The sequence below is a fragment of the Bradyrhizobium sp. WSM4872 genome, from assembly GCF_055811715.1.
The window spans coordinates 64,406-89,702 of record NZ_JBVVPT010000007.1; the positions used below are offsets into that span (position 1 = coordinate 64,406).

22 protein-coding genes are annotated in these 25,297 nt (G+C 64.9%); 8 read left to right on the forward strand and 14 right to left on the reverse strand.

The window, feature by feature from the left end; all coding sequences use genetic code 11:
• Positions 1 to 103: 103 nt before the first annotated feature.
• The 6 genes from tsaE to ubiE all read right to left on the reverse strand — a co-directional run bounded on the left by tsaE (position 104) and on the right by ubiE (position 8,634).
• Positions 104 to 1,636, reverse strand: a complete 1,533-nt coding sequence (gene tsaE / locus AC0L3C_RS12240; RefSeq protein WP_473408101.1) for a tRNA (adenosine(37)-N6)-threonylcarbamoyltransferase complex ATPase subunit type 1 TsaE — start codon at positions 1,634 to 1,636, stop codon at positions 104 to 106.
• Positions 1,633 to 4,137: a sensor histidine kinase gene (locus AC0L3C_RS12245; RefSeq protein WP_473262511.1), complete on the reverse strand. Its 2,505-nt coding sequence runs from the start codon at positions 4,135 to 4,137 to the stop codon at positions 1,633 to 1,635. Before AC0L3C_RS12245 ends, tsaE begins: the two co-directional genes overlap by 4 nt.
• Positions 4,138 to 4,326: 189 nt before the next feature.
• Positions 4,327 to 4,785: a dUTP diphosphatase gene (gene dut / locus AC0L3C_RS12250; protein ID WP_473278501.1), complete on the reverse strand. Its 459-nt coding sequence runs from the start codon at positions 4,783 to 4,785 to the stop codon at positions 4,327 to 4,329.
• The gene (coaBC, locus tag AC0L3C_RS12255; RefSeq protein ID WP_473408102.1) at positions 4,782 to 6,245 is read right to left on the reverse strand and encodes a bifunctional phosphopantothenoylcysteine decarboxylase/phosphopantothenate--cysteine ligase CoaBC; all 1,464 of its coding nucleotides are present in this window, start codon (positions 6,243 to 6,245) and stop codon (positions 4,782 to 4,784) included. The genes dut and coaBC overlap by 4 nt, the downstream gene beginning before the upstream one ends.
• A 56-nt stretch (positions 6,246 to 6,301) precedes the next feature.
• On the reverse strand, positions 6,302 to 7,876 hold the full coding sequence (ubiB, locus tag AC0L3C_RS12260) for a 2-polyprenylphenol 6-hydroxylase (RefSeq protein WP_473408103.1): 1,575 nt from the start codon (positions 7,874 to 7,876) through the stop codon (positions 6,302 to 6,304).
• Positions 7,873 to 8,634, reverse strand: coding sequence for a bifunctional demethylmenaquinone methyltransferase/2-methoxy-6-polyprenyl-1,4-benzoquinol methylase UbiE (ubiE, locus tag AC0L3C_RS12265; protein ID WP_473408104.1), 762 nt, complete (start codon positions 8,632 to 8,634; stop codon positions 7,873 to 7,875). Before ubiE ends, ubiB begins: the two co-directional genes overlap by 4 nt.
• Before the next feature lie 81 nt (positions 8,635 to 8,715).
• On the opposite strand from ubiE, the gene mutM reads away from it, so the two are divergent.
• Positions 8,716 to 9,597, forward strand: coding sequence for a bifunctional DNA-formamidopyrimidine glycosylase/DNA-(apurinic or apyrimidinic site) lyase (gene mutM, locus AC0L3C_RS12270; RefSeq protein ID WP_473278497.1), 882 nt, complete (start codon positions 8,716 to 8,718; stop codon positions 9,595 to 9,597).
• A gap of 351 nt (positions 9,598 to 9,948) precedes the next feature.
• Here mutM and AC0L3C_RS12275 read toward each other — a convergent pair whose 3' ends face one another.
• Together AC0L3C_RS12275 and AC0L3C_RS12280 are read right to left on the reverse strand one after the other, a co-directional pair.
• A complete protein-coding gene (locus tag AC0L3C_RS12275) occupies positions 9,949 to 10,692 on the reverse strand; it encodes a nucleotide-binding protein (protein WP_473408105.1) in 744 nt (247 codons plus the stop codon).
• Positions 10,693 to 11,059: 367 nt separating this feature from the next.
• Positions 11,060 to 12,418, reverse strand: coding sequence for a peptidoglycan-binding protein (locus AC0L3C_RS12280; protein ID WP_473408106.1), 1,359 nt, complete (start codon positions 12,416 to 12,418; stop codon positions 11,060 to 11,062).
• A 156-nt stretch (positions 12,419 to 12,574) separates the two neighbouring features.
• Between AC0L3C_RS12280 and AC0L3C_RS12285 the strand changes: the two genes are divergently transcribed.
• Positions 12,575 to 13,378, forward strand: a complete 804-nt coding sequence (locus AC0L3C_RS12285; RefSeq protein ID WP_473408107.1) for a HesA/MoeB/ThiF family protein — start codon at positions 12,575 to 12,577, stop codon at positions 13,376 to 13,378.
• A 9-nt stretch (positions 13,379 to 13,387) separates the two neighbouring features.
• On the opposite strand, the gene AC0L3C_RS12290 is transcribed toward AC0L3C_RS12285, so the two are convergent.
• Complete coding sequence (locus tag AC0L3C_RS12290; RefSeq protein WP_473408108.1) at positions 13,388 to 14,395, reverse strand: aldo/keto reductase; 1,008 nt, start codon at positions 14,393 to 14,395, stop codon at positions 13,388 to 13,390.
• Positions 14,396 to 14,510: 115 nt separating this feature from the next.
• Here AC0L3C_RS12290 and AC0L3C_RS12295 point away from each other — a divergent pair, with 115 nt between their 5' ends.
• Positions 14,511 to 15,422 carry a LysR family transcriptional regulator gene (locus tag AC0L3C_RS12295; RefSeq protein WP_473408109.1) on the forward strand — a complete coding sequence of 304 codons (912 nt, stop codon included), beginning with the start codon at positions 14,511 to 14,513 and terminating at the stop codon, positions 15,420 to 15,422.
• A 3-nt stretch (positions 15,423 to 15,425) separates the two neighbouring features.
• Here AC0L3C_RS12295 and AC0L3C_RS12300 read toward each other — a convergent pair whose 3' ends face one another.
• Complete coding sequence (locus tag AC0L3C_RS12300; RefSeq protein WP_007603918.1) at positions 15,426 to 16,427, reverse strand: 2-hydroxyacid dehydrogenase; 1,002 nt, start codon at positions 16,425 to 16,427, stop codon at positions 15,426 to 15,428.
• 328 nt (positions 16,428 to 16,755) lie between these two features.
• On the opposite strand from AC0L3C_RS12300, the gene AC0L3C_RS12305 reads away from it, so the two are divergent.
• Positions 16,756 to 17,286, forward strand: coding sequence for an SH3 domain-containing protein (locus AC0L3C_RS12305; protein WP_473262484.1), 531 nt, complete (start codon positions 16,756 to 16,758; stop codon positions 17,284 to 17,286).
• A 140-nt stretch (positions 17,287 to 17,426) separates the two neighbouring features.
• On the opposite strand, the gene irrA is transcribed toward AC0L3C_RS12305, so the two are convergent.
• The gene (gene irrA, locus AC0L3C_RS12310; RefSeq protein WP_018455787.1) at positions 17,427 to 17,918 is read right to left on the reverse strand and encodes an iron response transcriptional regulator IrrA; all 492 of its coding nucleotides are present in this window, start codon (positions 17,916 to 17,918) and stop codon (positions 17,427 to 17,429) included.
• A gap of 355 nt (positions 17,919 to 18,273) precedes the next feature.
• Here irrA and fabA point away from each other — a divergent pair, with 355 nt between their 5' ends.
• The 3 genes from fabA (at position 18,274) to fabI (ending at position 20,991) form a co-directional block, all read left to right on the forward strand.
• Positions 18,274 to 18,795, forward strand: coding sequence for a bifunctional 3-hydroxydecanoyl-ACP dehydratase/trans-2-decenoyl-ACP isomerase (gene fabA, locus AC0L3C_RS12315; protein WP_007603915.1), 522 nt, complete (start codon positions 18,274 to 18,276; stop codon positions 18,793 to 18,795).
• A gap of 39 nt (positions 18,796 to 18,834) precedes the next feature.
• Positions 18,835 to 20,058, forward strand: a complete 1,224-nt coding sequence (gene fabB / locus AC0L3C_RS12320) for a beta-ketoacyl-ACP synthase I (RefSeq protein WP_026233025.1) — start codon at positions 18,835 to 18,837, stop codon at positions 20,056 to 20,058.
• Between the two features lie 132 nt (positions 20,059 to 20,190).
• The gene (gene fabI, locus AC0L3C_RS12325; protein WP_473262478.1) at positions 20,191 to 20,991 is read left to right on the forward strand and encodes an enoyl-ACP reductase FabI; all 801 of its coding nucleotides are present in this window, start codon (positions 20,191 to 20,193) and stop codon (positions 20,989 to 20,991) included.
• Here the strand turns inward: fabI and AC0L3C_RS12330 are convergent.
• Genes AC0L3C_RS12330 through AC0L3C_RS12340 form a run of 3 tightly spaced genes read right to left on the reverse strand, consistent with a single transcriptional unit; the run spans position 20,988 to position 22,979 of the window.
• Positions 20,988 to 21,584, reverse strand: a complete 597-nt coding sequence (locus tag AC0L3C_RS12330) for a glutathione S-transferase family protein (RefSeq protein ID WP_473278492.1) — start codon at positions 21,582 to 21,584, stop codon at positions 20,988 to 20,990. The two genes, fabI and AC0L3C_RS12330, sit on opposite strands and share 4 nt — an antisense overlap.
• Positions 21,581 to 22,045 carry a GNAT family N-acetyltransferase gene (locus AC0L3C_RS12335; protein WP_473278491.1) on the reverse strand — a complete coding sequence of 155 codons (465 nt, stop codon included), beginning with the start codon at positions 22,043 to 22,045 and terminating at the stop codon, positions 21,581 to 21,583. The genes AC0L3C_RS12330 and AC0L3C_RS12335 overlap by 4 nt, the downstream gene beginning before the upstream one ends.
• 7 nt (positions 22,046 to 22,052) lie before the next feature.
• Positions 22,053 to 22,979 (reverse strand): hydrogen peroxide-inducible genes activator, encoded by a 927-nt coding sequence (locus tag AC0L3C_RS12340; protein ID WP_275168783.1) that lies wholly within the window; start codon positions 22,977 to 22,979, stop codon positions 22,053 to 22,055.
• A gap of 114 nt (positions 22,980 to 23,093) precedes the next feature.
• Here AC0L3C_RS12340 and katG point away from each other — a divergent pair, with 114 nt between their 5' ends.
• Positions 23,094 to 25,262 carry a catalase/peroxidase HPI gene (gene katG, locus AC0L3C_RS12345; protein ID WP_473408110.1) on the forward strand — a complete coding sequence of 723 codons (2,169 nt, stop codon included), beginning with the start codon at positions 23,094 to 23,096 and terminating at the stop codon, positions 25,260 to 25,262.
• Positions 25,263 to 25,297: the final 35 nt, after the last annotated feature.

The following is a 25,297-nucleotide window of genomic DNA, read 5'->3' on the forward strand; positions in this document are numbered from 1 at the left end:
CGTATTCATCCGGCTGCCTCGCCGCCAGATTACCGGTCTCTTGGCTAACAGCCGGTAAATCGGCCCCCGAATCAGCCCCGACTAGCCTTTTCAGCCTTGGGCCTCAGGCTTGCGCCGGCCTTTGGGGCGGCGGGACGTTGGCGAGATACCAGTCGCGCAGATGGGCGAGCGCGGGATGCGCCAGGGAGCGCTGGAGATAGGTCCAGATCCGCGGCTGGTGACGCAGATAATGCGGCTTGCCGTCGCGGCGGTTGAGGCGGGCGAAAGTGCCGAGCAGACGCGTGTTCCGCTGCGCCGACATGATGGCGTAGAGCTCGGCGAAGCCGGCCGCGTCGAAGCTCCCGTCGCTCGTGCGGCGCGCCTTGATGTAGCGCGACAGCAGCGTCAGTTCGATCGCCTCGGGCACGTCGATGCGGGCGTCCTGGAGCAGCGACACCACGTCGTAGGATTGCGGCCCCAGCACGGTGTCCTGGAAATCGATCACGCCGACGCGTTCGATGTCGGTGCGATTCCCGAGCCAGATCAGGTTCGGCGAGTGATAGTCGCGGATGATCCAGGTCTTCGGCGAGGCCTGCGGTTTCTGCAGCAGCTCCCGCCACATCGCGAAAAACTCGGCGCGCTTCCCCTCGTCCAGCGGCGCGTTGCGATCGGGCAGGTACCATTCCGGCATCAAGCCGATTTCGATCAGCAGCGCCTCGGCATCGAAGACGGGAATGGCATAGGACTGCCCCGCGAGCGGCAGCGTTTCCGGCAACGTCTTGCCGTGCAGCACGGCCAGCAAATCGGTTGCGGCTTCGTAGCGTTCGGCGATCGGGCGCGGCGGATCGCCCTCGATCACGCCTTCGCTGCCGAAGTCTTCGCTGATCAGGAATCCGTGGTCGAGGTCGCAATGATGGATCGCGGGTGCGGAGATTCCCTGCGCGCGCAGGCCCTCGTCGATGGCGACGAAGGGTTTGATGTTTTCGGCGAGATGCACCGCGGCGCTGTAGGATTTTCCGTTGTACATCGCAGCACCATCGGGGCGCTGCGGAGAATTCATGAGGATCACGACCTCGTCGCCGCGCAGCAGCCGCGCATAGGAGCGCGTCGAGGCGTCGCCCGCCATCCGTTTGCGCGTTGCCTCCATGTAGCCGGATGCATTGAGGAAATCGCGCAGCGCCTGCAGCCGCGCGACGATGGCGGCGGCCTTGCCATGGCCGGTGATGTCGGCGGCGCGCGCATTCGAGCCCAGCGCCGGCCGGTGCGTCAGCGCGATGTCGATGCGGTCTTGAGGCATCGCCGACGGTGCGCGCTCCGGCCATTCGATCAGGACGAGGGTTGCTTCCGGCAGCGGCGACAGCCCGATCTCTTCGAGCTCGCTCTCGTCCTCGACGCGGTAGAGGTCGGCATGCATCACCGGGAATGGCGGCAGCTCGTAGCCTTGCACCAGCGTGAACGTCGGGCTCGGTACTTCCAGTGCATCATCGCCGGCGAGGTAGCGGATCATGGCCCGCGCCGCCGCGGTCTTGCCGGCCCCGAGATCGCCGGTGAGCGTGATGACATCGCCGGGGCCGACCAGCAGCGCGAGGTCGGCCATCAGTTGCGCAGTGGCCGTCTCGTTGTGGAGCGCGACGGAGAATGTGGTTGGCGCAGTCATTCGGCGGCGTCGCGATGCGCCGCCTGATCGGTCGGGAAATCACAGATCACGACCGTGCCCCTGCCCACGATCGAATCGACCCGGATGTTGCCGCCATGCAGCTCGACGAAGGAGCGCACCAGCGACAGGCCGAGCCCGGCGCCGCGATGGCGCGAGCCCTGCGAGCGGCTTTCGAACCAGTTGAACACCTTGTCCTTCATGTCGGCAGGTATTCCAGGCCCGGAATCTGTCACGGTGAAGACCACACTGCGTTCGGTGCGGCGGGCGCTGATGCCGACGGTGGAATCCGGTGGAGAAAACCCGACGGCATTGGCAAGGAGGTTATAGAGCACCTGCACCACGCGCTTCTCATCGCCGGTGAAGCTGCCGACATCGGGCGCGATCTCGACCTTGAGGCGGATGCGGTCGGTGGCGAGCCGGTCCTGGAGACCCTCGGCGGCGAGCTCGATGGTCTTGCTGACGTCGACCGGGCCGAGTTCCAGCTTCATGGCGCCGGCGTCGATGGTGGCGAGATCCAGGATGTTGTTGGTCAGCGCCAGCAGTGCATTGGTCGATTTGGTGACGTAGTCGAGATATTCGGCCTGTTTTGGCGTCAGCGGCCCGGTCGAGGGATCGCTGAGGAAATGCGCGAAGCCGATGATGGTGGTGAGCGGCGACCGCAGCTCGTAGGAGACGTGGTGGACGAAATCCACCTTCATCTGGTCGGCGGCCTCCAGCGCCTCGTTGCGCTCGCGCAGCGCGCGCTCGACGTTCTCGGTGTCGGTGATGTCCTGGAACGTCAGCATCGTGGCGCCGTCGTGCAGGGGCCGGATCATGCCGTCGAGCACGCTGCCGTCCTTGCGCTCCAGCTTCAGCGGAATGTCGGCGCGGCTCTCGATCGAGGTGACGGCCTCGCGGATCTGGCGCCAGACGATCGCGTCGTCGAACAGCTGATGGCACCAGCCCTCGACCGTCTGGATGTGCGGCTCGTCGCGCATGGCGTCAGCGGACAGCTTCCACATCCGCACGAAGGCCGGGTTGAACAGCTGCGCCTTGCCGTTGCTGCCGAACACCGCGACGCCCTCGGCGAGGCTGTCCAGCGTCTCGCGCTGGACCCGGATCATGCCGTCGAAGCGGCGGGCAAGCTCAAGGCTCTCGGTGACGTCGTCGAACAGATAAGTGACGCCGCCTTCGGGATTCGGCGTGGTGACGACGGAGAGCGCGCGCCCGTCGGGCAGGTACCAAGTGTCCTTGGCGGCCTCGACCGCGCGATAGGCCTCGTGCAGCTTGGCCTTCCAGGCGCGGAAGTCCGGCTGCTCCGGCAATTTGCGCGCGGCGCGGAGCTTGTCGAGCACGCTGGAATCGTCAGGGTTGGCGTCGAGAAAGCTGCGGTCGAGGTCCCACAGCTGGCGGTAGGAATCATTGTAGAACGCGAGCCGCCGCTGGCCGTCGAACACGGCAACGCCGGAGGAGAGCTGGTCGAGCGTGCGGCGATGCGCTTCCGCCATCCGCACCAGCGCCGAGCTCAAGGCATCCGCCTCGCTGGCATCGATGGCAACGCCGACATTGCCACCGCCGACATTGACGGCGCGCACGTCATAGATGCGCCGCTCGCCGCCGATCACGATCGGCAGCCGCGAGGTGAAATTGGCCGCTTCCTTCAGTCCCCGCTCCATCGCGGTCCGGTCGGCGCTGTCGAGCAGTTCGAGCTTGCGCTCCTGCGCGTCGGTGATGCTGGCCGCCTCGGTCGCACGGACATAGGCGGGGTTGGCGTAAGCCAGCGCGCCGTTCTCGCCCTTGGCCCAGATCGGCCAGGGTGCGGCGGTCGCGAAACCGCGCAGCATTTCCGTCTCGTCGGAGAGTGCCTTGTAACGGAGATTGGTCTCGGCGAGATCGCGGCGGAGCCCTGAGAGTTCGCGAATCCTGACGATGGCCTGGCCGCCGATGGCGCGACCGATAGCCTCCAGCGTGTGGCCATGCGCGGTGGTGAGCGTCAGCTGGAAGCCGTCGCCGCGGTCGCGCAGCGCATCGACGGCGTGATCCATCCGGAGCGCCGGTTCCGGCGGCAACCAGGTTCCAAACGCCAGCACGCGCTGTGGAGAGGAGTCGCGCGGCAGCACCATGGAGGTGTCACCGGAGATCTGCGCGCGATTGTCGCCGGCCGGCCAGGAGATCAGGATCTGCGGCTCGGCGAACAGCAGTGCGCCGAAGCGGTCGGCCTGGAGCTGGAGTTCCCCGATCCGTGCGCGCAGCCGCGCCTCGTTCTTCGCCGTGCGCACGCGCGTGCGCATCAGGAGGATCGCGGCCACCACCGAGAAGCCGAGCAAGGCCAGCGCGGTGGCCAGCACCGCGAGCTCCTGCCGGTTGAAATCCAGCAACGATGAGAGTGTGTCGACGAGGTCGGCGGCCTCAGCCGGCGCAGCCGGCAGCAGCGCCGCGAGAGCGCTTCCCAACAAGCCGTTGCGCACGAGCGATGTGCACGACAGCAGCGTCCGACGCATCGACACGATCACGCCCGACATAGTTGCCCCAAGATCGCACGAATTTGCGCGCGGCGACCCCCGTCGCGCGCGAATCAAACGACAATACCCTCACCGTGACTCCACCGGTAAGAGTCCAGATCGTGAACGCAAAGGCGACCCCAAAAAAATGCGGGCGCGGTGTTCCAATTCACGTAGTTCCTCGGGTGATTCGGCGGGAATTGCCGAGCGCTAGCGGCCGGTCGAGCCGAATCCGCCGGCGCCGCGGTCGGTCGCGGATAATGTCGCCACTGGAACCAGCGCGGCCTGCACCATTGGCGCGATCACCATTTGCGCGATGCGCTCGCCGCGCTTGACCACGAAGGCGGTCTGGCCGTGATTGATCAGGATCACCTTGATCTCGCCGCGATAGTCCGCGTCGATCGTGCCCGGTGAGTTCAGCACAGTGATGCCGTGCTTGGCGGCAAGCCCCGAGCGCGGCCGCACCTGCGCCTCGTAGCCGGGCGGCAACGCGATCGCGAGGCCCGTCGGCACCAGCGCGTATTGGCCGGACGCGAGCGTCAGGGGCTCGTTTTCGGGCACCGCCGCCATCAGGTCGAGACCGGCGGCATCATTGGTCTGATAGGCCGGCAGCGGCAGCCCCTCCGCATGGGGCAGGCGTTGCAGTTCGACGGTGATTTTGGTGCTCAAGATGCGGGCTCCCGGGATTTGCCGGTCACGCTTTTTGCGATATGCGCGACCAGTTCAATGGCGACCTGTTCCTTGGTCATCGCCGGCCAGGAATCAACTGCAATCTCGCCATCCTTCTCATCGTTCTTCTCACCGCCCTTGCGACTGATGAGGTGCACGGTGTTGCGGTCCCCGCCCATCACGCCGGTTGCGGGAGAGACGTCGTTGGCGACAATCCAGTCGCAGCCCTTGCGGGCAAGCTTCGACTTGGCGTTGTCGATGAGGTGCTCGGTCTCGGCGGCAAAGCCGATCACCAGCGGCGGCCGCTTATCGGTCAGCTTGGCGATCGTGGCGAGGATGTCGGGGTTCTCGACCAGCTGGAGCGGCGGCATGCCGGCCGAACTCTTCTTCAGCTTCTGCTCGCCTTCATTGGCGACCCGCCAGTCGGCGACGGCGGCGGCGAAGATCGCGATGTCAGCGGGAAGCGCGGCCTGCACCTGCTCCAGCATCTGCCGCGCCGATTCCACATGCTTGACCGTCACGCCGGGGGGATCGCTGAGATCGACCGGGCCGCTGACCAGGATCACCTCGGCGCCGGCGGCCTGTGCGGCGGCAGCGATCGCAAAGCCCTGCTTGCCGGAGGATCGATTGGCGATGTAGCGCACCGGATCGATCGGCTCGTGGGTCGGACCCGCGGTGATCAGCACGCGCTTGCCGGCGAGGGGGCGCGGCACCGGCGGCCGCAGCAGGCGCTCGGCGGCGGTCGCAATTTCGATCGCCTCGGACATGCGGCCGATCCCGGCTTCACCGGCTTCCGCCATCTCGCCGGAATTCGGCCCGATCAGCATGATGCCGTCGCGTTGAAGCTGCGCCACATTGCGCCGGGTCGCCGCGTTGTTCCACATCAGCGGATTCATGGCCGGCGCGAGCAGGACCTTGCGGTTGGTCGCGAGCAGGATGGCGCTGGCGAGATCGTCGGCATGGCCGTTGGCCATCTTGGCCATCAAATCCGCGGTCGCAGGCGCCACAATGATCAGGTCGCACTCGCGCGCCAGCCGGATATGACCAGCGTCGAACTCGCTCTGGGGATCGAACAGGTCGGTGTAGACGCGCTCGTGCGAGAGCGCGCTCACGGCCAGCGCGGTGACGAATTGCTGCGCCGCCTTGGTCAGCACGCAGCGGACCTCGATCCGCCGCTCCTTGAGCCTTCGGATCAGGTCGAGCGATTTGTAGGCCGCGATCCCGCCTCCGATGATCAGGGTGACACTGGCTTCTGGAACGGCGCCGGTGCGTTGGGGCATCGCGGCGGTGGAGGCCGCGGGCGGCGCCGTGAACGGCGTCAGGGGCTCCTCACGGCCTTCGATCAGCTCTCCGAGGATGACCCGGACCTCTTCCTCGACCGACCGGCGGTTCTTGGCCGAGCGCAGCCTGAGGTAAGTTTTGATGCCTTCATCGAGCTTGCGGATGGTCAGACTTGCCATGGCACTCTCCGGCGCGAAATGATAGCGATGCTATCATTCGTATGATTGCACTGCAATCAAAGATTCCGGACGGCGATCAGGATGCCGATGAATGTCGCGGCGATGATCCAGAGCGCCACGGTGCGCCAACGGTTCTTGCGGCCCTCGCTGCGGCCCATCGCCGCGATGCTCTCCGGCGACAGCCGGATGCCCTCCCGGGTCATGGTCTCCAGCTGTTCGAGCACCGCAACCGAGCGCGCGGCGATGTCAGGCAGACGCATCAGGATGCGCGCGAGATCGCCGGTGCCGGAGATCGCGCCCTGGACCCGGCCGATCGGACCGAGATTGCGCTCGATCCATTCCCGCACCACGGGGTCGGCGACTTTCCAGATGTCGAGCTTGGGATCGAAGCCGCGTGCCACGCCCTCGACCACCACCATGGTCTTCTGCAGCAGGATCAGCTCGGGTCGCGTGGTCATGTCGAACAGGCCGGTGACCTCAAGCAGCAGCGTCAGCAGCCGCGCCATCGAGATCTCTTCCGCCGTGCGGTTGTGAATGGGCTCGCCGATGGCGCGGATCGCTTGCGCGAAGTTCTCGACCGAGTGATGCGCGGGCACATAGCCTGCCTCGAAATGCACTTCCGCGACGCGGCGATAGTCGCGGGTGATGAAGCCGAGCAGGATTTCGGCGAGGAAGCGCCGCTCCTTCATGCCGAGCCGGCCCATGATGCCGAAATCAACCGCGACGAGACGGCCCGCGTCATCCAGGAACAGATTGCCCGGGTGCATGTCGGCGTGGAAGAAGCCGTCGCGCAGCGCGTGGCGCAGGAAGCTCTGAATCACCTTGCGACCGAGATCGGGCAGGTCGACCTGCGACTCCGCCAGGCGCTTGTGATCGTTCAGCGCAATGCCGTCGATCCACTCCATCGTCAACACGTTGTGCGTGGTGCGGTCCCAGTCCACGGTCGGGACGCGGAAATCAGGATCGTGGCGCGTGTTCTCCGCCATCTCCGATAGCGCCGCAGCCTCGAGGCGCAGGTCCATCTCCATCGCGACCGAGCGCGACATGGTGTTGATGACCTCGATCAGGCGCAGGCGCCGCGCCTCGGACGAATAGGATTCGGCCTTGTATGCGACAAAGAAGAAGTCGGAGAGGTCGCGGCGGAAGCGTGCGGCCACGTTGGGCCGCAGCACTTTCACGGCGACCGCCTTGTGGATGCCGTCGCGCAGGACCTCTCCGCGATGCACCTGTGCGATCGAGGCGGCTGCGACCGGCGCACTGAGGCTCACGAACACGTCGGTCAGCGGCCGTTCCAGCGACGTCGCGATCACGGCTTCCGCTTCGACTTGCGAAAACGGCGGCAGGCGATCCTGCAGGCTTTCCAGATCACGCGCCATGGCAACGCCGACCACATCGGGGCGAGTCGCCAGAAATTGTCCGAGCTTGAGATAGGCCGGGCCCATCCGGGTCAGCGCGCGCGACAGCCGCGGGCCGTGCTTCGGGCCGCGCCGCTCGATGATGCGCGCAAGCTTCAGCGCGAGCTGTCCGGGCGGCGGCACCAGGCTCGGATCGACGGCGCCGAACACGCCCTCGCGCGCAAAGACGAACGCGGCGCGCATCAGGCGCGCACTATGGGTTATGGCAGAGATCACAAACGCCAGCCCGAATGCAGTGCGACGATGCCGCCGGACAATATTTGCCAGTTCACGCGGGCGAAGCCGGCGTCACGGATCATGTCGGCGAAGGCGTTGGGTCTTGGAAACTTGCGGATCGACTCGACCAGATATTGGTAGGACTCGGCGTCACCCGTAATCATGCGGCCGAGCGGCGGGATCACCTTGAACGAGAACAGGTCATAAAGGCGATCGAGCCCGGGCATCTCGACGGTGGAGAATTCCAGACAGAGGAAGCGGCTGCCTGGCTTGAGCACGCGATAGGCCTCGGCCAGTGCGAGATCGATCCGCGGCACGTTGCGAATGCCGAAAGCGATCGTATATGCGTCGAAGCTGCGGTCGGCGAAGGCGAGCGCTTCGGCATTGCCCTCAACGAAATCGACCTGCGTCTCGAGACGCCGCTTTGCGGCGCGCTCGCGGCCTACCTCCAGCATCCCGGAATTGATGTCGCAGACGGTGGCATGGAAACCCGCGCCTGCGGCCTTGGTAGCGCGGAACGAGATGTCGCCGGTGCCGCCGGCAACGTCGAGCAGCGCGAACGGCCGGTCGCCTCTGGGCGGGTCGAGCGCGGTGATCATGATGTCCTTCCAGACCCGGTGCAGCCCGCCGGACATCAAATCGTTCATCAAATCATAGCGCGACGCCACGCTGTGAAACACGTCGTTCACCAGCGTCTGCTTGTCGCCCAGGGGAACGTCCCTGAAGCCAAAATGCGTGGTTTCGCCCGGCCGATCCATTACTCTACTCCACGAGGCGGACCATAGCGCGCCCGCCGCAATGGCGCTATCACACCGCCCTCATAAGGTGAATGCCTGACCATGCCCGAATTGCCCGAAGTCGAGACCGTCCGCCGCGGCCTTCAGCCTGTCATGGAGGGTGCGAAAATCCTGGCCGCGGAGGCCCGCAGGCCCGATTTGCGCTTTCCCTTCCAGCCGGATTTCGTGGCCCGGCTGAAGGGGCAGGTCGTCACGGGGCTCGGCCGCCGTGCAAAATATCTCATGGCTGATCTCGCCTCCGGCGACGTGCTGTTGATGCATCTGGGCATGTCGGGCTCGTTTCGCGTCATCAAGCCGGACAACGAGGCGGCGCCCGGCGAGTTTCACTATCCGCGAGCCAAGGACTCCACGCACGACCACGTGCTGTTTCGGATGTCCTCCGGCGCCGACATCGTCTTCAACGATCCGCGCCGCTTCGGTTACATGAAAGTGATCGCGCGCAGTGCGCTCGACGAGGAGCCGCTGCTGCGCGGGCTCGGCCCCGAGCCGCTCGGCAACGAATTCGACGCTGCGATGCTGGCACGGTCCTGTGCGGGCAAGACCACGAGCCTGAAAGCCGCGCTGCTCGATCAGCGCGTGGTCGCCGGGCTCGGCAATATCTATGTCTGCGAAGCCCTGCATCGCTCCCATCTGTCGCCGCGCCGGATCGCCGCGACACTGTCGACCAAAAAGGGTGAGACGACGGACCACGCAAAGCGGCTGGTCGGTGCGATTCACACCGTGCTGAACGACGCCATCAAGGCCGGCGGCTCGTCACTGCGCGATCATCGCCAGACCTCCGGCGAGCTCGGATATTTCCAGCACTCGTTCAAGGTCTATGATCGCGAAGGCGAGAAATGCACGACGCCGCGCTGCGGCGGCACCGTCAAGAGGTTTACGCAGAACGGCCGGTCGACGTTCTGGTGTCCGAAATGTCAGAAATAACGATCAAGTCCGCAGCCGCGAGACCGCGAGTTTCTGCGCTCACAATGATGGTGTGAAGGCAATACGCCCCTATTTATCCCCGTCATCCTGAGGTGCTCGCCTCTTCGGCGAGCCTCGAAGGGCGACGGCCCAGCTGCATCGGGGCCGCTCATCCTTCGAGGCTCCGCTCGCGATGCATTCGCATCACAAGCGTCGCATCTCAGGATGACAGCACGACTATTTCGATATTGCGATGGAGCATTCAAGAACGCGAAGCGAAGCAATCCGGCCGGGCTGGTGGCCGGATTGCTTCGTCGCTAAAGGCCCTTCCGGATGGCGAAGGGCCGCCTGGCGTCTGAGCGATTGCCCCGCTCAGGACGCTAGTGTCGTGGTCTCGTCGGCCGCCAGCTCGGCGGCGACGTGCAACATGCCGTCCGCGGCCGCGATGACCTGGTCGATCAAGACGTTGGTGGTGGCGGCGAGCTCGAGCCGGGTCTCGATCCAATGCCAGAGGCCGCGGATCTCCTCGGTCGACTTGCCGTTCCGTGCGAATTCGCTGACGGCAAGGCCGCTTGCGAGCGAGTCCTGGTGGTCGTTGCGCATCACGATCAGGGGACGTGCAAGCACCTCGACGAGATCGAGCGCCGCTTCCTCGGCGAGTGTGTTGGCGGCGTTGTCGATGCGCTGACCGCGGATCGGAGTCTGGTTCAACACGAAGCTGTAAGGCCGCTTCCAGGCGCGCGCGACGCTGAGCGTCGAAACGGTCGCCTCGATGTCGGCGACGCTCGGGCGGGCCGGGATCAGGCAGAGGTCGCAATGGCGGATCGCAGCGGTAGTCGCGGCGCTGAGGCCGGCGGCGGTATCGACGATCGCGAGCTGGAGGCCGCTGTCGGCTAGCATTTTCAGGCGCGGCTCGATGTCGGCGGCGTGATAGATCGGCTCGACGACGAGATCGTCGGCGGTGCGGCGGCGCTGCCAGTTGGACAATGTGCCCTGCGGGTCGGTTTCGATCAGGCGAACGGTGAAGCCGGCCTGCTTGGCTGCCAGCGCGAGGCCGATGGCGAGCGTGCTCTTGCCGCTGCCACCCTTTTGGGTGGCCAGTGCGATCGTGTGCATTGAAGATCAATCCTTTGGAGTGCTTGGGTCTCGGGAAACGCCACGCGAACGTGCATCGATCTCGATGCTGAGCTCTTCTCGCTCAGGACGTGCCGGCCCGATCCAAAGGGGATCGCGTAGGTCCGAATCAGCAGTCACGATGATGGCGCAATCGGAAATGCCAGCGAATCCGTACCATTACTGGACCCGTACTCGTACGTATGATGTGCTTGCTGACGAGTTGATCGCGTGCCCCCGACGCAGCGCAGGGCTTCTTCAGCGGTGCGCTGCAGAGCCGGGGCCCAGCACTTGGTGCATGCGGTGTGGATGCATGGGTCCCGATTCAGCGAAGCGGCATTCATGCCGCATCGCGCCCGGGACATGAGAGTTACTTGCGCACGCAGATCACGCGCACGACGGCGGCTTTCGCATCCGCCGAGGTGCCGTTCGCGGTGACACCGTTTGTCTTCAGGAAATCGCGCACCGTCTCCGCGGAGACCATCACCGCCTGCGACGCCGGTACCGACGTCGCGGCGCCCGCAACCATCGCCGGCTTCAACAACGCGATGCCGGCGAACTTGCCGTCGCCGTCGATGGCGGCGCTGCCGGAGAAGCCGACAGCCGGTGGGGGTGAGAGCGGGGAATCGCCGCCACCGACAGATGCCAGCGCAGCCTTGAGGCTCGACACACCGGCGGCTCCGCCCTGGCTCTGCGGATCCGCGATACCGATGATATCGACACTCGTCTTTGCCGCGCCGCTACCGAGGCCGAACGGGTTCAGACCGCGGGCCCCGTAGATATGCAGCAGCGCGAGATCGTGTTCCCGGTCCTCGGCGAGACGGTCGGCGCTGCCGTAGCCGGCGATCGTGATCGCGAGACAGGAATCGGTCACGAGGCGGTCGGTGATGATCGCGCCATCGTCGCTGACGACGAGACCTGTGCCATATTCAACGGTCTTGCGCGGCGGCGGCCCGGCTTGCGGCCCCGACGGAAATGCATTGAACGCGCTCGACATCGCGATCACGACCGGCTCGACCGTGTTCTCGGTCGCTTGGTCGTAGAGGATCGTCATGATACGGACTTCGTCACCCCGAGAGGTGCCGCGCACGTAAAATTTCTTCAGGCCCTGCAAACCCGACAGCACGAAGAAGTCGGGCTTCACCACGGTGTAGTCGACCTTGCGACCCGGCTCTTTCTTCTCCGCTTCGGCAAGCTTGGCTGTGGTCGGGTTCGCCTCCTTGCGGCGGCTGAGCAGCACCTGCACCGTGCCAGTGGGCGATGTCCATTTCGAGCCGTTGGCGTCGGTCGCCTGCTGCGGCACCAGCTTTGAGGGAATGCCAAGCCGCGCGCCGCTGGTCATCTCCGTCACGATCTTCCAGCCGACGCTTTCCTGCTTTCGCCGCGCGGTCTCGGCCAGCGCGGCGCGTTCCTGCGGATTGAGCACGCCGGTCGGCTTGCCGCCCTTGGCTTTCTGATACTCCTTGATCGCCTCGACCAGGCGTGCGCTGACGTCGCCGGTGATGGCGCCGTTATATTGGCCGACCCAGGCAAGGTCGGACTGCAGCGACAGCCGCTCCGCCTGCGCCATGGCATCGGCCGTCGCAGCCGGCGTCTGCAATGCAGGAGGCCGGATCGGAACGGTCTGAACCGGCTTCGGCTTGGTGCCGGAAATCTGCGGTGTCGTCGTCTGGGCGTGTGCGCCTGTCGCAGCCGCAAACATCAGTGTTGCCGCAAGCATCGATCTCATGACAAATCCAGCCAGCCCATTGAACGCGATGCCATTGAAGCACATCTCGTTGGTCGCGAACAATCTCGGGGTGGTTCAGCCGGGCGATATCGGTGCCTGCATGGTTCGAGACGCGCGTTCCGCGCACCATGAGGGTTGAGAGAACGAAGGATAACGATGCTGAGCCCGGACGAACTCGAACGTTATGCCCGCCATATCGTGTTGCGCGATGTCGGTGGTCCCGGCCAGGCTGCGCTGAAGCGGGCCTCTGTGCTGGTGATCGGCGCCGGCGGGCTTGGTGCGCCCGCCTTGATGTACCTGGCGGCCGCCGGCGTCGGGACGCTCGGCGTGGTCGATGACGATGTGGTATCGCTGTCGAACCTCCAACGCCAGGTCATTCACACCACACCCGATATCGGCCGGCACAAGGTCGAGAGCGCGGCCGAAAGGATCATGGCGCTCAACCCGCATGTCCGCTTCGTCGGCCACGCCACCTGGCTCAATGCCGACAATGCGCTGTCCCTGATCGGTGACTATGACCTCGTGCTCGACGGCTCCGACAATTTCTCGACCCGCTATCTGGCCTCGGACGCCTGCTTCTTCGCCAAGAGGCCGCTGATCACAGCGGCGCTCGGCACCTTCGATGGCTCACTGACCACCATCCGCGCGCATGAGAAGAACGAGCAGGGCGAATTCAATCCGACCTATCGCTGCCTGTTTCCGGAGGCGCCACCGCCCGGGACCGTGCCGGCGTGCGCCGAAGCCGGCGTCATGGGCGCGCTGGCGGGCGTGATGGGCTCGATGATGGCGCTGGAGGCGATCCGCGAGATCGTCGGCTTTGGCGATGGCCTGGTCGGCCGTCTCCTGATGATCGATGCGCGCGCGATGCGCTTCGAGACGCTGCGCTACGCGCGCGATCCGGCCAATCCGCTCAATGGCGATGGGCCTGTGATCACTGACCTCAGCGCCCATCGCACCTGAGCGCAGCCGCTACGCCGTGGCCGGCTTCTCGCTATCGAGGTGCGCCATCTGCTCGGCGGCGTAGCGCGTACCGGCGGCGACATCGGGCGGGAAGGCCTTTGCCAGCACCGCGAGATGAGCTGGCGTCAGCGTGACCCTGGCCGCACCGAGTGCCTCGCTGAGGCGGTTGCGGGTGCGGGCGCCGACCAGCGGCACGATCTCCTTCCCTTGCGCCGCCACCCAGGCGATCGCAACTTGTGCCGGCGTTGCGCCAATCTCGGCGGCGATGGCGCGCAGCTGCTCCACCAGCGCCAGATTGGCATCGAGATTCGACCCCTGGAAGCGCGGCGTCATCAGCCGGTAATCCTTGCCTGTCTTGCCGGAGTCCTTCGACCAATGGCCGCTGATGAGGCCGCGCGCCAACACGCCGTAACCCGTGATGCCGATGCCGAGCTCACGGCAGGTCCTCAGGATGTCGCGTTCGATGCCACGCTCGATCAGCGAATATTCGATCTGGACATCGGCGATCGGGTGCACGGCATGCGCGCGGCGGATGGTGTCGGAGCCGACCTCGGACAGGCCGATATGTTTGATGTAGCCGGCCTTCACGAGATCGGCGATGCAGCCGATGGTGTCCTCGATCGGAATGCTAGGATCGAGCCGCGCCGGACGGTAGATGTCGATGTAGTCGGTGCCGAGCCGCTGCAGTGAATAGGCCAGGAAGTTCCTCGTTGCGGCCGGCCTCGTGTCCATGCCGGTGAATTCGCCGGCAGGACCGCGCAGCGCGCCGAACTTGACGCTGATCTGCACCTTGTCGCGCGGCACGCCCTTGAGCGCTTCGTGCACCAGCATTTCATTGTGGCCCATGGCGTAGAAATCGCCGGTGTCGACCAGGGTGATGCCGGCATCCAGCGCCGCGTGGATCGTGGCGATGCTCTCGCCGCGATCGGCGGGGCCGTAGACCTCGGACATGCCCATGCAGCCGAGACCGAGAGCGGAGACGGTGGGGCCGGTTGAACCGAGTTTGCGTTGTTCCATGGTGGCTCTCCTCGAAAGGGCGCTGACTGCGCCGGGTGACGAGGCCTGATATGCCCCCGATGGATTGCGCCGATAAGCTGGACAATCGAGAATGGCTTGTTCACATTGGCGAACAATGGCCGAGCCTGACCTGCGCGATCTCGATGTCTTTGTGGCGGTGGCCCGTACCCGCAATTTCCGGCGCGCGGCGATCGATATTCGCGTGTCGGTGTCGAGCCTTAGCCAGCGATTGCGGGACCTGGAGGAGCGCCTCGGCGTTCGCCTGATGAACCGCACCACCCGCAGCGTCGCCCTGACCGAGGCGGGCGAGTTGCTGCTGTCGCGCGTGGCGCCGGCGCTGCGCGATGTCGGCGATGCCCTGGATCAGGTCCGGGGCCTGCGCGAAGTGGCCTCGGGCCGGCTGCGCATCAACGCGCCGCCGCCCGCGGTCGATCTCGTGCTGGCGCCGATGATCGGGCCGTTCCTTCAGGCCTATCCGCAGGTCGACCTCGACATCGTCTCCGAGAGCGGGTTCGTCGATATCGTCAGCGCGGGCTTCGATGCCGGCGTGCGCTATGGCGAGCATCTCGCGCAGGACATGGTCGCGATCTCGCTCAGCGGCCCGCAGAGCTATGTCGTGGTCGCTTCACCCGATTACCTCGCTCGCCGCGGCAAGCCTGAGCATCCGAAGGATCTGCTCGACCATGATTGCATCCGCGCCCGCTACTCCAGCGGTGTCATGCATGATCTGGAGTTCGAGAAGGCCGGTCAGCTGGTGAAAGTCGATCCGCCGGCAAAGCTGATCTCGACCAACATGGGCCTCTCCATGCGCGCTGCGCTCGACGGCGCCGGTATCTGGGCGACGCTTGATGGATATGTCGGCGAAGCCCTGAAGTCGGGCGCGCTGGTCAGGCTGCTTGAAGACTGGTGCGAGCCGTTTCCGGGCCCGTTCCTGTATTATCCAAGCCGGCGCCAGACGCCGCCGGCGCTGCGGGCCTTCATCGATTTCGTCGCCGACTGGCGCAGGCGCGAAACTCGCAGCAAATAGACGTCAAAGCATGCTCGGCAGCACGCGATCCGGCGGCTTGTGCGCGTCGAGGAAGGTGCGGATGTTGATGATCACCTTCTCGCCCATCTCGACGCGGCCCTCGATCGTGGCCGAGCCCATATGCGGCAGCAGCGTCACCTTGCCGGCCTTGGCGAGCCGCACCAGCTTCGGGTTCACCGCGGGCTCGTGCTCGTACACATCGAGGCCGGCGCCGCCGATCTCGCCGCCTTCGATCAGCTTGATCAGCGTGTCCTCGTCGGTGACGCCGCCGCGCGCGGTGTTGACGATGTAGGCGTCCTTGCGGATCAGCTTCAGCCGGCGCGCCGACAGCAGATGGTAGGTCGCGGGCGTGTGCGGACAGTTCACCGAGATGATGTCCATCCGCGCCAGCATCTGGTCGAGGCTTTCCCAATAGGTCGCGCCCAGCTCTTCGGCGATCTTCGGCGCCACCGGCCGGCGGTTGTGATAGTGGATCTGCAAGCCGAAGGCGCGGGCGCGGCGAGCGACCGCCTGGCCGATGCGGCCCATGCCGATGATGCCGAGGCGCTTCCCGCCGATGCGATGGCCGAGCATCCAGGTCGGCGACCAGCCCGGCCAGGGTTTTCCTTCCGTCAGGATCGAGGCGCCTTCGATCATCCGCCTGGGCACGGCGAGGATCAGCGCCATGGTCATGTCGGCGGTGTCTTCGGTCAGAACTTTCGGCGTGTTGGTGACGGTGATGCCGCGGGCGTGCGCGGCCTCGACATCGATGTTGTCGACGCCGTTGCCGAAATTCGCGATCAGTTTCAGCCTGCAGTCGGGCTGGTTGACGATATCGGCGGAGATGTGATCGGTCACGGTTGGGACCAGCACGTCGGCCGTGCGTGCGGCTTCCGCGATCTGCTCGCGCGACATCGGCGTGTCGTCGAGATTGATCCGCGCGTCGAACAGCTCGCGCATCCGGGTCTCGATCGAGTCCGGAAGCTTGCGCGTCACCACGACGAGGGGCTTTTTCTTCACCGACATGTCCTGCCCTCATGAGGCGTTGCGAGCCGCCTCTGTCGCCAAAGGCCGGCCGTTGAGGCCTCATTAACCCGGTTGTTCGACACTGCGTTTGCCGTGTCGTCCCCGGCGTTTCCTTCAAGCTCTCCCGACATTTCCGGCCGGAAAATCGGGACAAACCGGTTGTTCAGACGTCCGTCCTCTCTAGCAGAAGGCCGGGCCAAGACAAGAACCACGGGCAAAGGGCTCGGGAACACCCGCGTGGGGCGGGTCAGGGGCGACAGCGGCCTGGTTTTGGAATTTTGAAGTGAGGGGGCCCGGCTCGGCCGGACCTTCGACAGGAGACGGGTTGATGGCGTTGGGGCGTTTTTGTTCTGTGATGGCGCTCGTTTGCACCTGGTTGAGCGCTTCGGTCAGCCCCGGGCATTCGGCGAAGGACAACACCCCTCAGACGGCCTCGGGCCTCCCGGTGCCGCGCTACGTCAGCCTGAAATCGGATCACGTCAACGTCCGCGCCGGCCCGACCAAGGACAATGACGTCGCCTGGGTCTACACCCGCTCCGGCCTGCCGGTCGAAATCACCGCCGAGTTCGAGAACTGGCGCCGGGTCCGCGATTCCGAGGGCGCCGAGGGCTGGGTCTATCACTCGCTGCTGTCGGGTCGCCGTACCGCCGTCGTCACGATGAAGCACAAGGACGAGCTTGCGCCGATCTACGATCGCGCCGATCCCGACAGCGCGGTTGCGGCGAGGCTCCAGGCCGGCGTCGTCACACAGGTGAAGAAGTGCACTGCAAACTGGTGCCACGTCCTCGGCAACGGCTTTGACGGCTGGATCCAGCAGGAGCGCCTCTGGGGCGTGTACTCCGACGAGCAGGTGAACTGACGGGGTTGGGAGCGGAGCTGTTGATCCACCGTCATGCCCGGGCTCGTTCCGGGCATCCACGCGCTTCTCGACCAGTCCAAAAACGTGGATGGCCGGGACAAGCCCGGCCATGACGACGAATTCAGCAGTTTTAGACGATCTCAGCGCTTCTTGCGCAGCCGCACGACCATGTCGATGCGGGCGATCTCGTAACCCGCGGGCACCTCCGGCATCTTGGACAGCGCCAAATGCGGATCCTCGATGTCGACCAGCTCATGGCTGTTCTCGAGGTAGTAGTGATGGTGGGTCGTGACGTTGGTGTCGAAATAGGTTTTGGTGCCGTCGACGCTGACCTGACGCAGCAGACCGGCGTCGGTGAGCTGGTTCAGCGTGTTGTAGACGGTCGCCAGCGAGACCGGCACCTTGGCCAGCGTCGCTTCTTCGTAGAGCATTTCAGCTGTGAGGTGACGTGCACCCTTGCCGAACAGCAGCCAGCCGAGCGCCATGCGCTGGCGCGTCGGGCGAAGCCCGGCGGACTGGAGCATTTCGTTGACGTCGTGCCACGGGCAACCGGTCAAAGCCGGCTGGCGGCCGGACATAAGAGCCGCCGCATGGGCCTCTTCGTCGCGATGGGGCGCGTTATTTTCGTTCATTTCCAGCTTCGGGCACGCGTGAACACTGTGATCCTGCAACATATATGGAGAGATAGATGCAGATGCAAGTTTCTCGCAACTAGAGTGGTTCTAATCAGCGAGGGAACCGGTCCCGCGGCCCGTCATTTTACCTTCATGAGAGCGCTTTGCTACCCGAAATGGCCTGTGTTAGAGAGCCCGCGGTTCCGCTTAACCGATTTTGGCGCGACCCGGCATTGAGGGCCGCTCGCTATCCATCCAGGGTCTTTCGGTATTCTCGTCTGACAATGGCAACAGATGTTGCCTTTCGAACAGGATGGGGCCCATTTTCGCCGGAAACGCCGCTCAATCGGGGTTTGAACACAAAGGCTTCCGCATGCTGAACAGGCGCAACGGTTACGAATATGAAGATCTGCTGGCATGTGCCCGCGGCGAGATGTTCGGCCCTGGCAATGCGCAATTGCCGCTGCCGCCGATGCTGATGTTCGACCGCATTACGGACATCAGCGAGACCGGCGGTGAATTCGGCAAGGGCGTGGTGCGCGCCGAGCTCGACGTGAAGCCCGATCTCTGGTTCTTCGGCTGCCACTTCAAGAACGATCCGGTGATGCCCGGCTGCCTCGGGCTCGATGCGCTGTGGCAAATGGTCGGCTTTTATCTGGGCTGGAGCGGTGGTGAAGGTCGCGGTCGCGCGCTTGGCCTGAACGAGCTGAAGTTCAGCGGCCAGGTGCTGCCGGAAGCCCGCAAGGTTGTGTACAACATCGATATCAAGCGCGTGATGCGTTCAAAGCTGGTGCTCGGCATCGCCGACGGATGGCTTTCGGTCGATGACCAGATTATCTATCGCGCGAAGGATTTGAAGGTCGGCCTGTTCAAGCAGGGCACGAGCCTGGGCTGAGCGCATCACCACGAAGACAACGATTGAGGCGAGGCTGTCATGAGGCGGGTTGTGGTCACCGGGATGGGCATTGTCTCCTCCATCGGAAACAACACCCAGGAAGTGCTTGCGAGCCTTCACGAGGCGAAGTCGGGCATTTCGCGGGCTGAGAAATATGCCGAGCTCGGCTTCCGTTCGCAGGTGCAAGGTGCGCCGACACTCGATCCTTCGACGGTGGTCGACCGCCGCGCCATGCGTTTCCTCGGTCAGGGCGCGGCGTGGAATCACGTCGCGATGGAACAGGCGATCCAGGATTCCGGTCTGTCGCCTGACGAAATTTCCAATATTCGCACCGGCATCATCATGGGCTCCGGCGGCCCGTCGGCGCGCACCATCGTCGAGGCCGCCGATATCACCCGCACCAAGGGACCGAAGCGCGTCGGGCCGTTTGCAGTGCCGAAGGCGATGTCCTCCACGGCCTCCGCAACACTTGCGACCTGGTTCAAAATCAAGGGCGTGAACTATTCGATCTCGTCGGCCTGCGCCACGTCGAACCATTGCGTCGGCAACGCCTATGAGACGATCCAGATCGGCAAGCAGGACGTCATCTTCGCCGGCGGCTGCGAGGAGTTGGACTGGTCGCTGTCGGTGCTGTTCGATGCGATGGGCGCGATGTCCTCGAAGTACAACGACACGCCCGCCACGGCTTCGCGTCCCTACGACGTCAATCGCGACGGCTTCGTGATCGCCGGCGGCGCCGGCGTGCTGGTGCTGGAAGAGCTCGAGCATGCCAAGGCGCGTGGCGCGCGCATTTACGGCGAGATCGTCGGCTATGGCGCGACGTCCGACGGCTACGACATGGTCGCACCGTCAGGCGAGGGCGCCGAGCGCTGCATGCGCATGGCGATGTCGACCGTGAAGACCAAGGTCGACTACATCAATCCGCACGCGACATCGACGCCGGCCGGCGATCCGCCGGAGATCGACGCGCTTCGCAGGGTGTTCGGAAGCGGCGAGAAGTGCCCGCCGATCTCGGCGACCAAGGCGCTGACCGGCCACTCCCTGGGCGCAACCGGCGTGCAGGAAGCGATCTATTCGCTACTGATGATGAACAATGGTTTCATCTGCGAGAGCGCCCACATCCAGGAACTCGACCCCGTGTTCGCCGACATGCCGATCGTGCGCAAGCGCATCGACAACGTCAAGATCGGCACCGTGCTGTCGAACTCCTTCGGCTTCGGCGGCACCAACGCCACGCTGGTGTTCAGCCGGCTGGATGCGTGACACCATTGTCGGCGCAGCGTTGATTTCGTCGTCATGGCCGGGCTTGTCCCGGCCATCCACGTCTTGGCCTTAGGCTTCGAAGGCGTGGAAGCCCGGGCATGACGAAAGCGGAACGTGAAAGGTGACCGTGAAATGGAAGGTTTGATGAAAGGCAAGCGTGGTCTGATCATGGGCATCGCCAATGATCATTCGATCGCCTGGGGCATGGCGAAGACGCTGCACGCCCATGGCGCCGAGCTTGCCTTCACCTTCCAGGGCGAGGCGCTGGGCAAGCGTGTCAAGCCGTTGGCGGAATCGCTCGGTGTGGACCTGGTGCTGCCCTGCGACGTCGAGGACATCGCCAGCGTCGATGCCACGTTCGATGTGCTCCGCGAAAAATGGGGCAAGCTCGACTTCGTGATCCACGCGATCGGTTTCGCCGACAAGAACGAGCTCAAGGGCCGCTACGCCGACACCAGCCGCGACAATTTTTCGCGCACCATGGTGATCTCCTGCTTCTCGTTCACCGAGGTCGCAAAACGCGCCGCCGAGCTGATGACCGAGGGCGGCAGCATGATCACGCTGACCTTCGGCGCCTCGGAGCGCGCGATGCCGAACTACAACGTGATGGGCGTGGCCAAGGCGGCGCTGGAAGCCTCGGTGCGCTATCTCGCCTCGGATTTCGGACCGCGCGGCATCCGCGTCAACGCGATCTCGGCAGGCCCGATCCGCACGCTCGCCGGCTCCGGCATCGGCGAGGCGCGGGCGATGTTCGCCTTCATGCAGAAGCATTCGCCGCTCCGCCGCGGCGTCACGCTGGACGAGCTCGGCGGCTCGGCGCTGTATCTGCTGTCGGATCTCTCTGGCGGCGTGACCGGCGAGATCCATTATGTCGATAGCGGCTACAACATCGTCCTGATGCCGCGGCCGGACGATCTGAAGACGGAAGACTAGCCCGCCGCGATCTTCTCCGCGCGCTGGAACGCCGGCCGCGCCATGCAGCGGGCGAGATAGGCCTCGAAGGCCGGGCGCGACGGCACCATCTTGAACAGGCGCACCGCGAAGTTCAGGCCGGAGCCGATCGTGATGTCGGCGGCGGAAAATTCCTGCCCGAGAATCCACGGTTCCTTGGCAAGCGCGGTTTCCAGCACGTCGAACACCTGCGTCGCGCTGCCCCAGGCTGCGGTCGACGTCGGGATCTCGATCTTGGTGAAGATCTGGATGATGGCGGGTTCGATGCAACCTGGCGAGAAGAACAGCCATTGCAGGTAACGCGCGCGGCGCGGATCGGTCACGGCCGGCGCCAGCCTGGTCTCGGGATAGCGATCCGCAATGTAGGCGCAGATGGCGGCGGCCTCGCCCAGCGCTGCATCGCCGTCGGTCAGCGCCGGAACCTTGCCCATCGGATTGACCTTGAGAAAATCCGGCGCTTTCTGCGCACCGGTCGAAATGTCGGTCAACACGCGCTCATAGGGCAGGCCACTCTCTTCCATCAGCCAGAGCGTCGTGAACGAGCGCGAGCGGGACGACCAGTAGAGTTTGATCATCGGGCTTTTCCGTCTTTCTTCCACCGATAATACTTCATCATGAACCCGTTCGAGGGCTCGATCTCTTGCTTCTCGAACACAAAGCCCTCGCGCTCGTACCAGCGCCAGGCTTTTTCGTTCTCGCGGACGCAGCGCAGATACATCTCGTCCGGCATTTGCGTGCGCGTGAAGGCGAGCATTTGACGGCCGAGCGATTGGCCCTGATAGGCGGGTGCGACGAACAGCATGTCGAGATAGAGTTTTGGCAAATGCAGCGCCAGCATTGCGGCGATCGTGCCGTTGTCGTCGGCGACGAACAGGCTCCAGCCGTCCTCGATCTCGCGCCGGATGCGTGCACGCAGGTTTGCCAGCATGAATTCGCTCGCCTCGCCGAGCCCGGTCGAGACCCAGCTCTCCATCCAGACACGGCCGATCTCGTCGTATTCGTCCGCGCGGGCCGGGCGGATGATGGGATGCGACATCGAGGCCTCAGGTTGGCTTGCTGCGCACGGAGGGGCGTGCGCGCACCTTGCCGGCCGACAGGCACACCACCTCGGAGATTTGCAGGAGTTGCCGCGCCAGCGGGCTAGTCTTGCGCCAAACCATGCCGATGGTGCGCGACGGCTGCGGATCACGGAAGCGCGCGAGCGAGACCGAGGCCGATCGCGTTTCCACCGACACGGCCATCTCCGGGATCAACGTGACGCCGATGCCGGCGCTGACCATCTGGACCAGCGTCGACAGCGAATTGGCATCCAGCATCTCGCGTGGCGGCGCCGATTGCATGTTGCAGAATGACAGTGCCTGATCGCGGAAGCAGTGCCCCTCCTCGAGCAGCAGCAGCCGCATCTCGCGCATCATCTCCCGCGATGGTGCCGGCGTTCCCTCATCCGCGCTCGGCCGCACCAGCAGGAATTTTTCCTCGAACAGGGCGACCTCGGTGAGCGAGGGCTCGGACACCGGCAACGCCACGATGGCGGTATCGAGCCGGCCTTCCACCAGTTCCTGGATCAGCCGCGGCGTCATCGTCTCGCGCACGCGGATGTCGAGCTCCGGATGCATGCGCGTCAGATTCTTGGTGATCGTCGGCAGCAGATAGGGGGCGATCGTCGGAATCATGCCGATCCGCAGCCGTCCCGAGAACCGGTCCTGCGAGGCGCGGGCGAAATCGCCGAGCTCGTCGACCGAGCGCAAGATGTCGCGGACGCGCTGCGCGAGCTCCTCGCCAAATCGGGTCAACGCCACCTGCCGGGCGCTGCGCTCCAGCAGCAGGCCGCCGAGCGCCTCCTCCAGCTCCTTGATCTGCATCGACAGGGCAGGCTGCGAGATCGAACAGGACTCAGCCGCGCGGCCGAAATGATTGTGACGCGCCAGGGCGTCAAAATAGCGGAGCTGGCGCAGGGTGAGGTTTAGCATCAGAAAATCTTATCGCTGCGATCATTAAAGTCAACTTCCCCTGATCGAACGTGAAGCCTAGAGTGCTTCTACCTGGTCAAAGGCGCGAGTTCGACGCCACCAGAGGAGGTATTCATGGACGACACTTCAAAGTGCCCGTTTTCGGGTGGAAAACGTGTGCCGGCGAACCGCGATTGGTGGCCGACCCAGCTCAGCATCGAGATGCTGCACAAGAATTCCGCCAAGTCCGACCCGATGGACAAGGACTTCGACTACGCCAAGGAATTCAAGTCGCTCGACTTGAATGCGGTCATCAAGGACCTGACCGCTCTGATGACCGAATCGCAGGAATGGTGGCCCGCCGACTTCGGTCACTACGGCGGCCTCATGATCCGCATGGCATGGCACAGCGCGGGCACCTATCGCACCACCGACGGTCGCGGTGGCGCCGGCGCCGGACAGCAGCGTTTCGCGCCGCTCAACAGCTGGCCCGACAACGCCAATCTCGACAAGGCACGCCGTCTGCTCTGGCCGATCAAGCAGAAATACGGCCGCAAGATCTCCTGGGCCGATCTGATGGTGCTGGCCGGCAACGTCGCGCTGGAGTCGATGGGCTTCAAGACGTTTGGCTTTGCTGGCGGCCGCGTCGACGTCTGGGAGCCGGAAGAACTGTATTGGGGTCCCGAAGGGACGTGGCTGGGCGATGAGCGCTACAGCGGCGAACGCCAGCTCGCCGAGCCGCTCGGCGCGGTGCAGATGGGCCTCATCTACGTCAATCCGGAAGGCCCGAACGGCAAGCCGGATCCGATCGCCGCGGCCAAGGACATTCGCGAGACCTTCTTCCGTATGGCGATGAACGACGAGGAAACCGTCGCGCTGATCGCCGGCGGCCACACCTTCGGCAAGACCCATGGCGCCGGCGATCCGTCGCTGGTCGGACCGGAGCCGGAAGCGGGCGCGCTCGAGGATCAGGGCCTCGGCTGGAAGAGCAAGCACGCTTCGGGCATTGCCGGCGATTCCATCACCAGCGGTCTCGAGGTGACCTGGACGACGACGCCGACGAAGTGGAGCAACAACTTCTTCGAGAACCTGTTCAAGTACGAATGGGAGCTGACAAAGAGCCCGGGCGGTGCGCAGCAGTGGACGGCCAAGGGCGCCGAGGCGATCATTCCCGACGCCTTCGACAAGTCCAAGAAGCATCGCCCGACGATGCTGACGACGGATCTCTCGCTGCGTATGGATCCGGCCTATGAGAAGATATCGCGCCGCTTCCTGGAGAATCCGGACCAGTTCGCGGACGCCTTCGCGCGCGCCTGGTTCAAGCTCACCCATCGCGACATGGGTCCGGTCGTGCGCTATCTCGGCCCGCTGGTGCCGAAGGAAACGCTGATCTGGCAGGACCCGATCCCCGCCGTGAATCACGAGCTGGCCAGCGAGCAGGATATCGCCTCGCTGAAGACCAAGATCCTGGCTTCGGGTCTGTCGGTCTCGGAGCTGGTCTCGACCGCCTGGGCGTCGGCCTCGACGTTCCGCGGCTCGGACAAGCGTGGCGGCGCCAACGGCGCGCGCATCCGCCTCGCCCCGCAGAAGGATTGGGAAGTGAACGAGCCGGCTCAGCTCTCGAAGGTCCTGAGCAAGCTCGAAGCGATCCAGAAGGACTTCAACGCGTCATCCGGTGCGAAGAAGGTCTCGCTGGCGGACCTCATCGTGCTCGGCGGCACCGCCGCGGTCGAGAAGGCCGCGAAGGATGCCGGCGTCGACGTCAAGGTCGGCTTCACGCCGGGCCGCATGGATGCCTCGCAGGAGCAGACCGACGCTGCTTCGTTTGCTCCTCTGGAGCCGCGGGCCGATGGCTTCCGCAACTTCATCGGCAAGCGGCAGCAGTTCATGATGCCCGAGGAGGCTCTGGTCGATCGTGCGCAGCTGCTCCGGCTTACCGGCCCGGAGATGACGGCGCTCGTCGGCGGTCTGCGCGTGCTCGGCGCCAATGCGAACGGTTCGAAGAACGGCGTCCTCACCTCGAAGGTGGGAACGCTGAGCAACGACTTCTTCGTCAACCTGCTCGACATGAGCACGCAGTGGACGCCGGCCGGCACTGACGGCACCTATGAGGCCCGCGACCGCAAGACCAACGCGGTCAAGTGGACCGGCACGCGCGTCGACCTGATCTTCGGCGCGCACTCGCAGCTTCGCGCCTACGCCGAGGTCTATGCCACGTCGGATTCCAAGGAGCAGTTCGTCAAGGACTTCGCCAAGGCCTGGACCAAGGTGATGAACCTCGACCGGTACGACATCGCGGCCTGATTCCGAAGCTCGGCAAGCGACAAACAAAAAGGGCG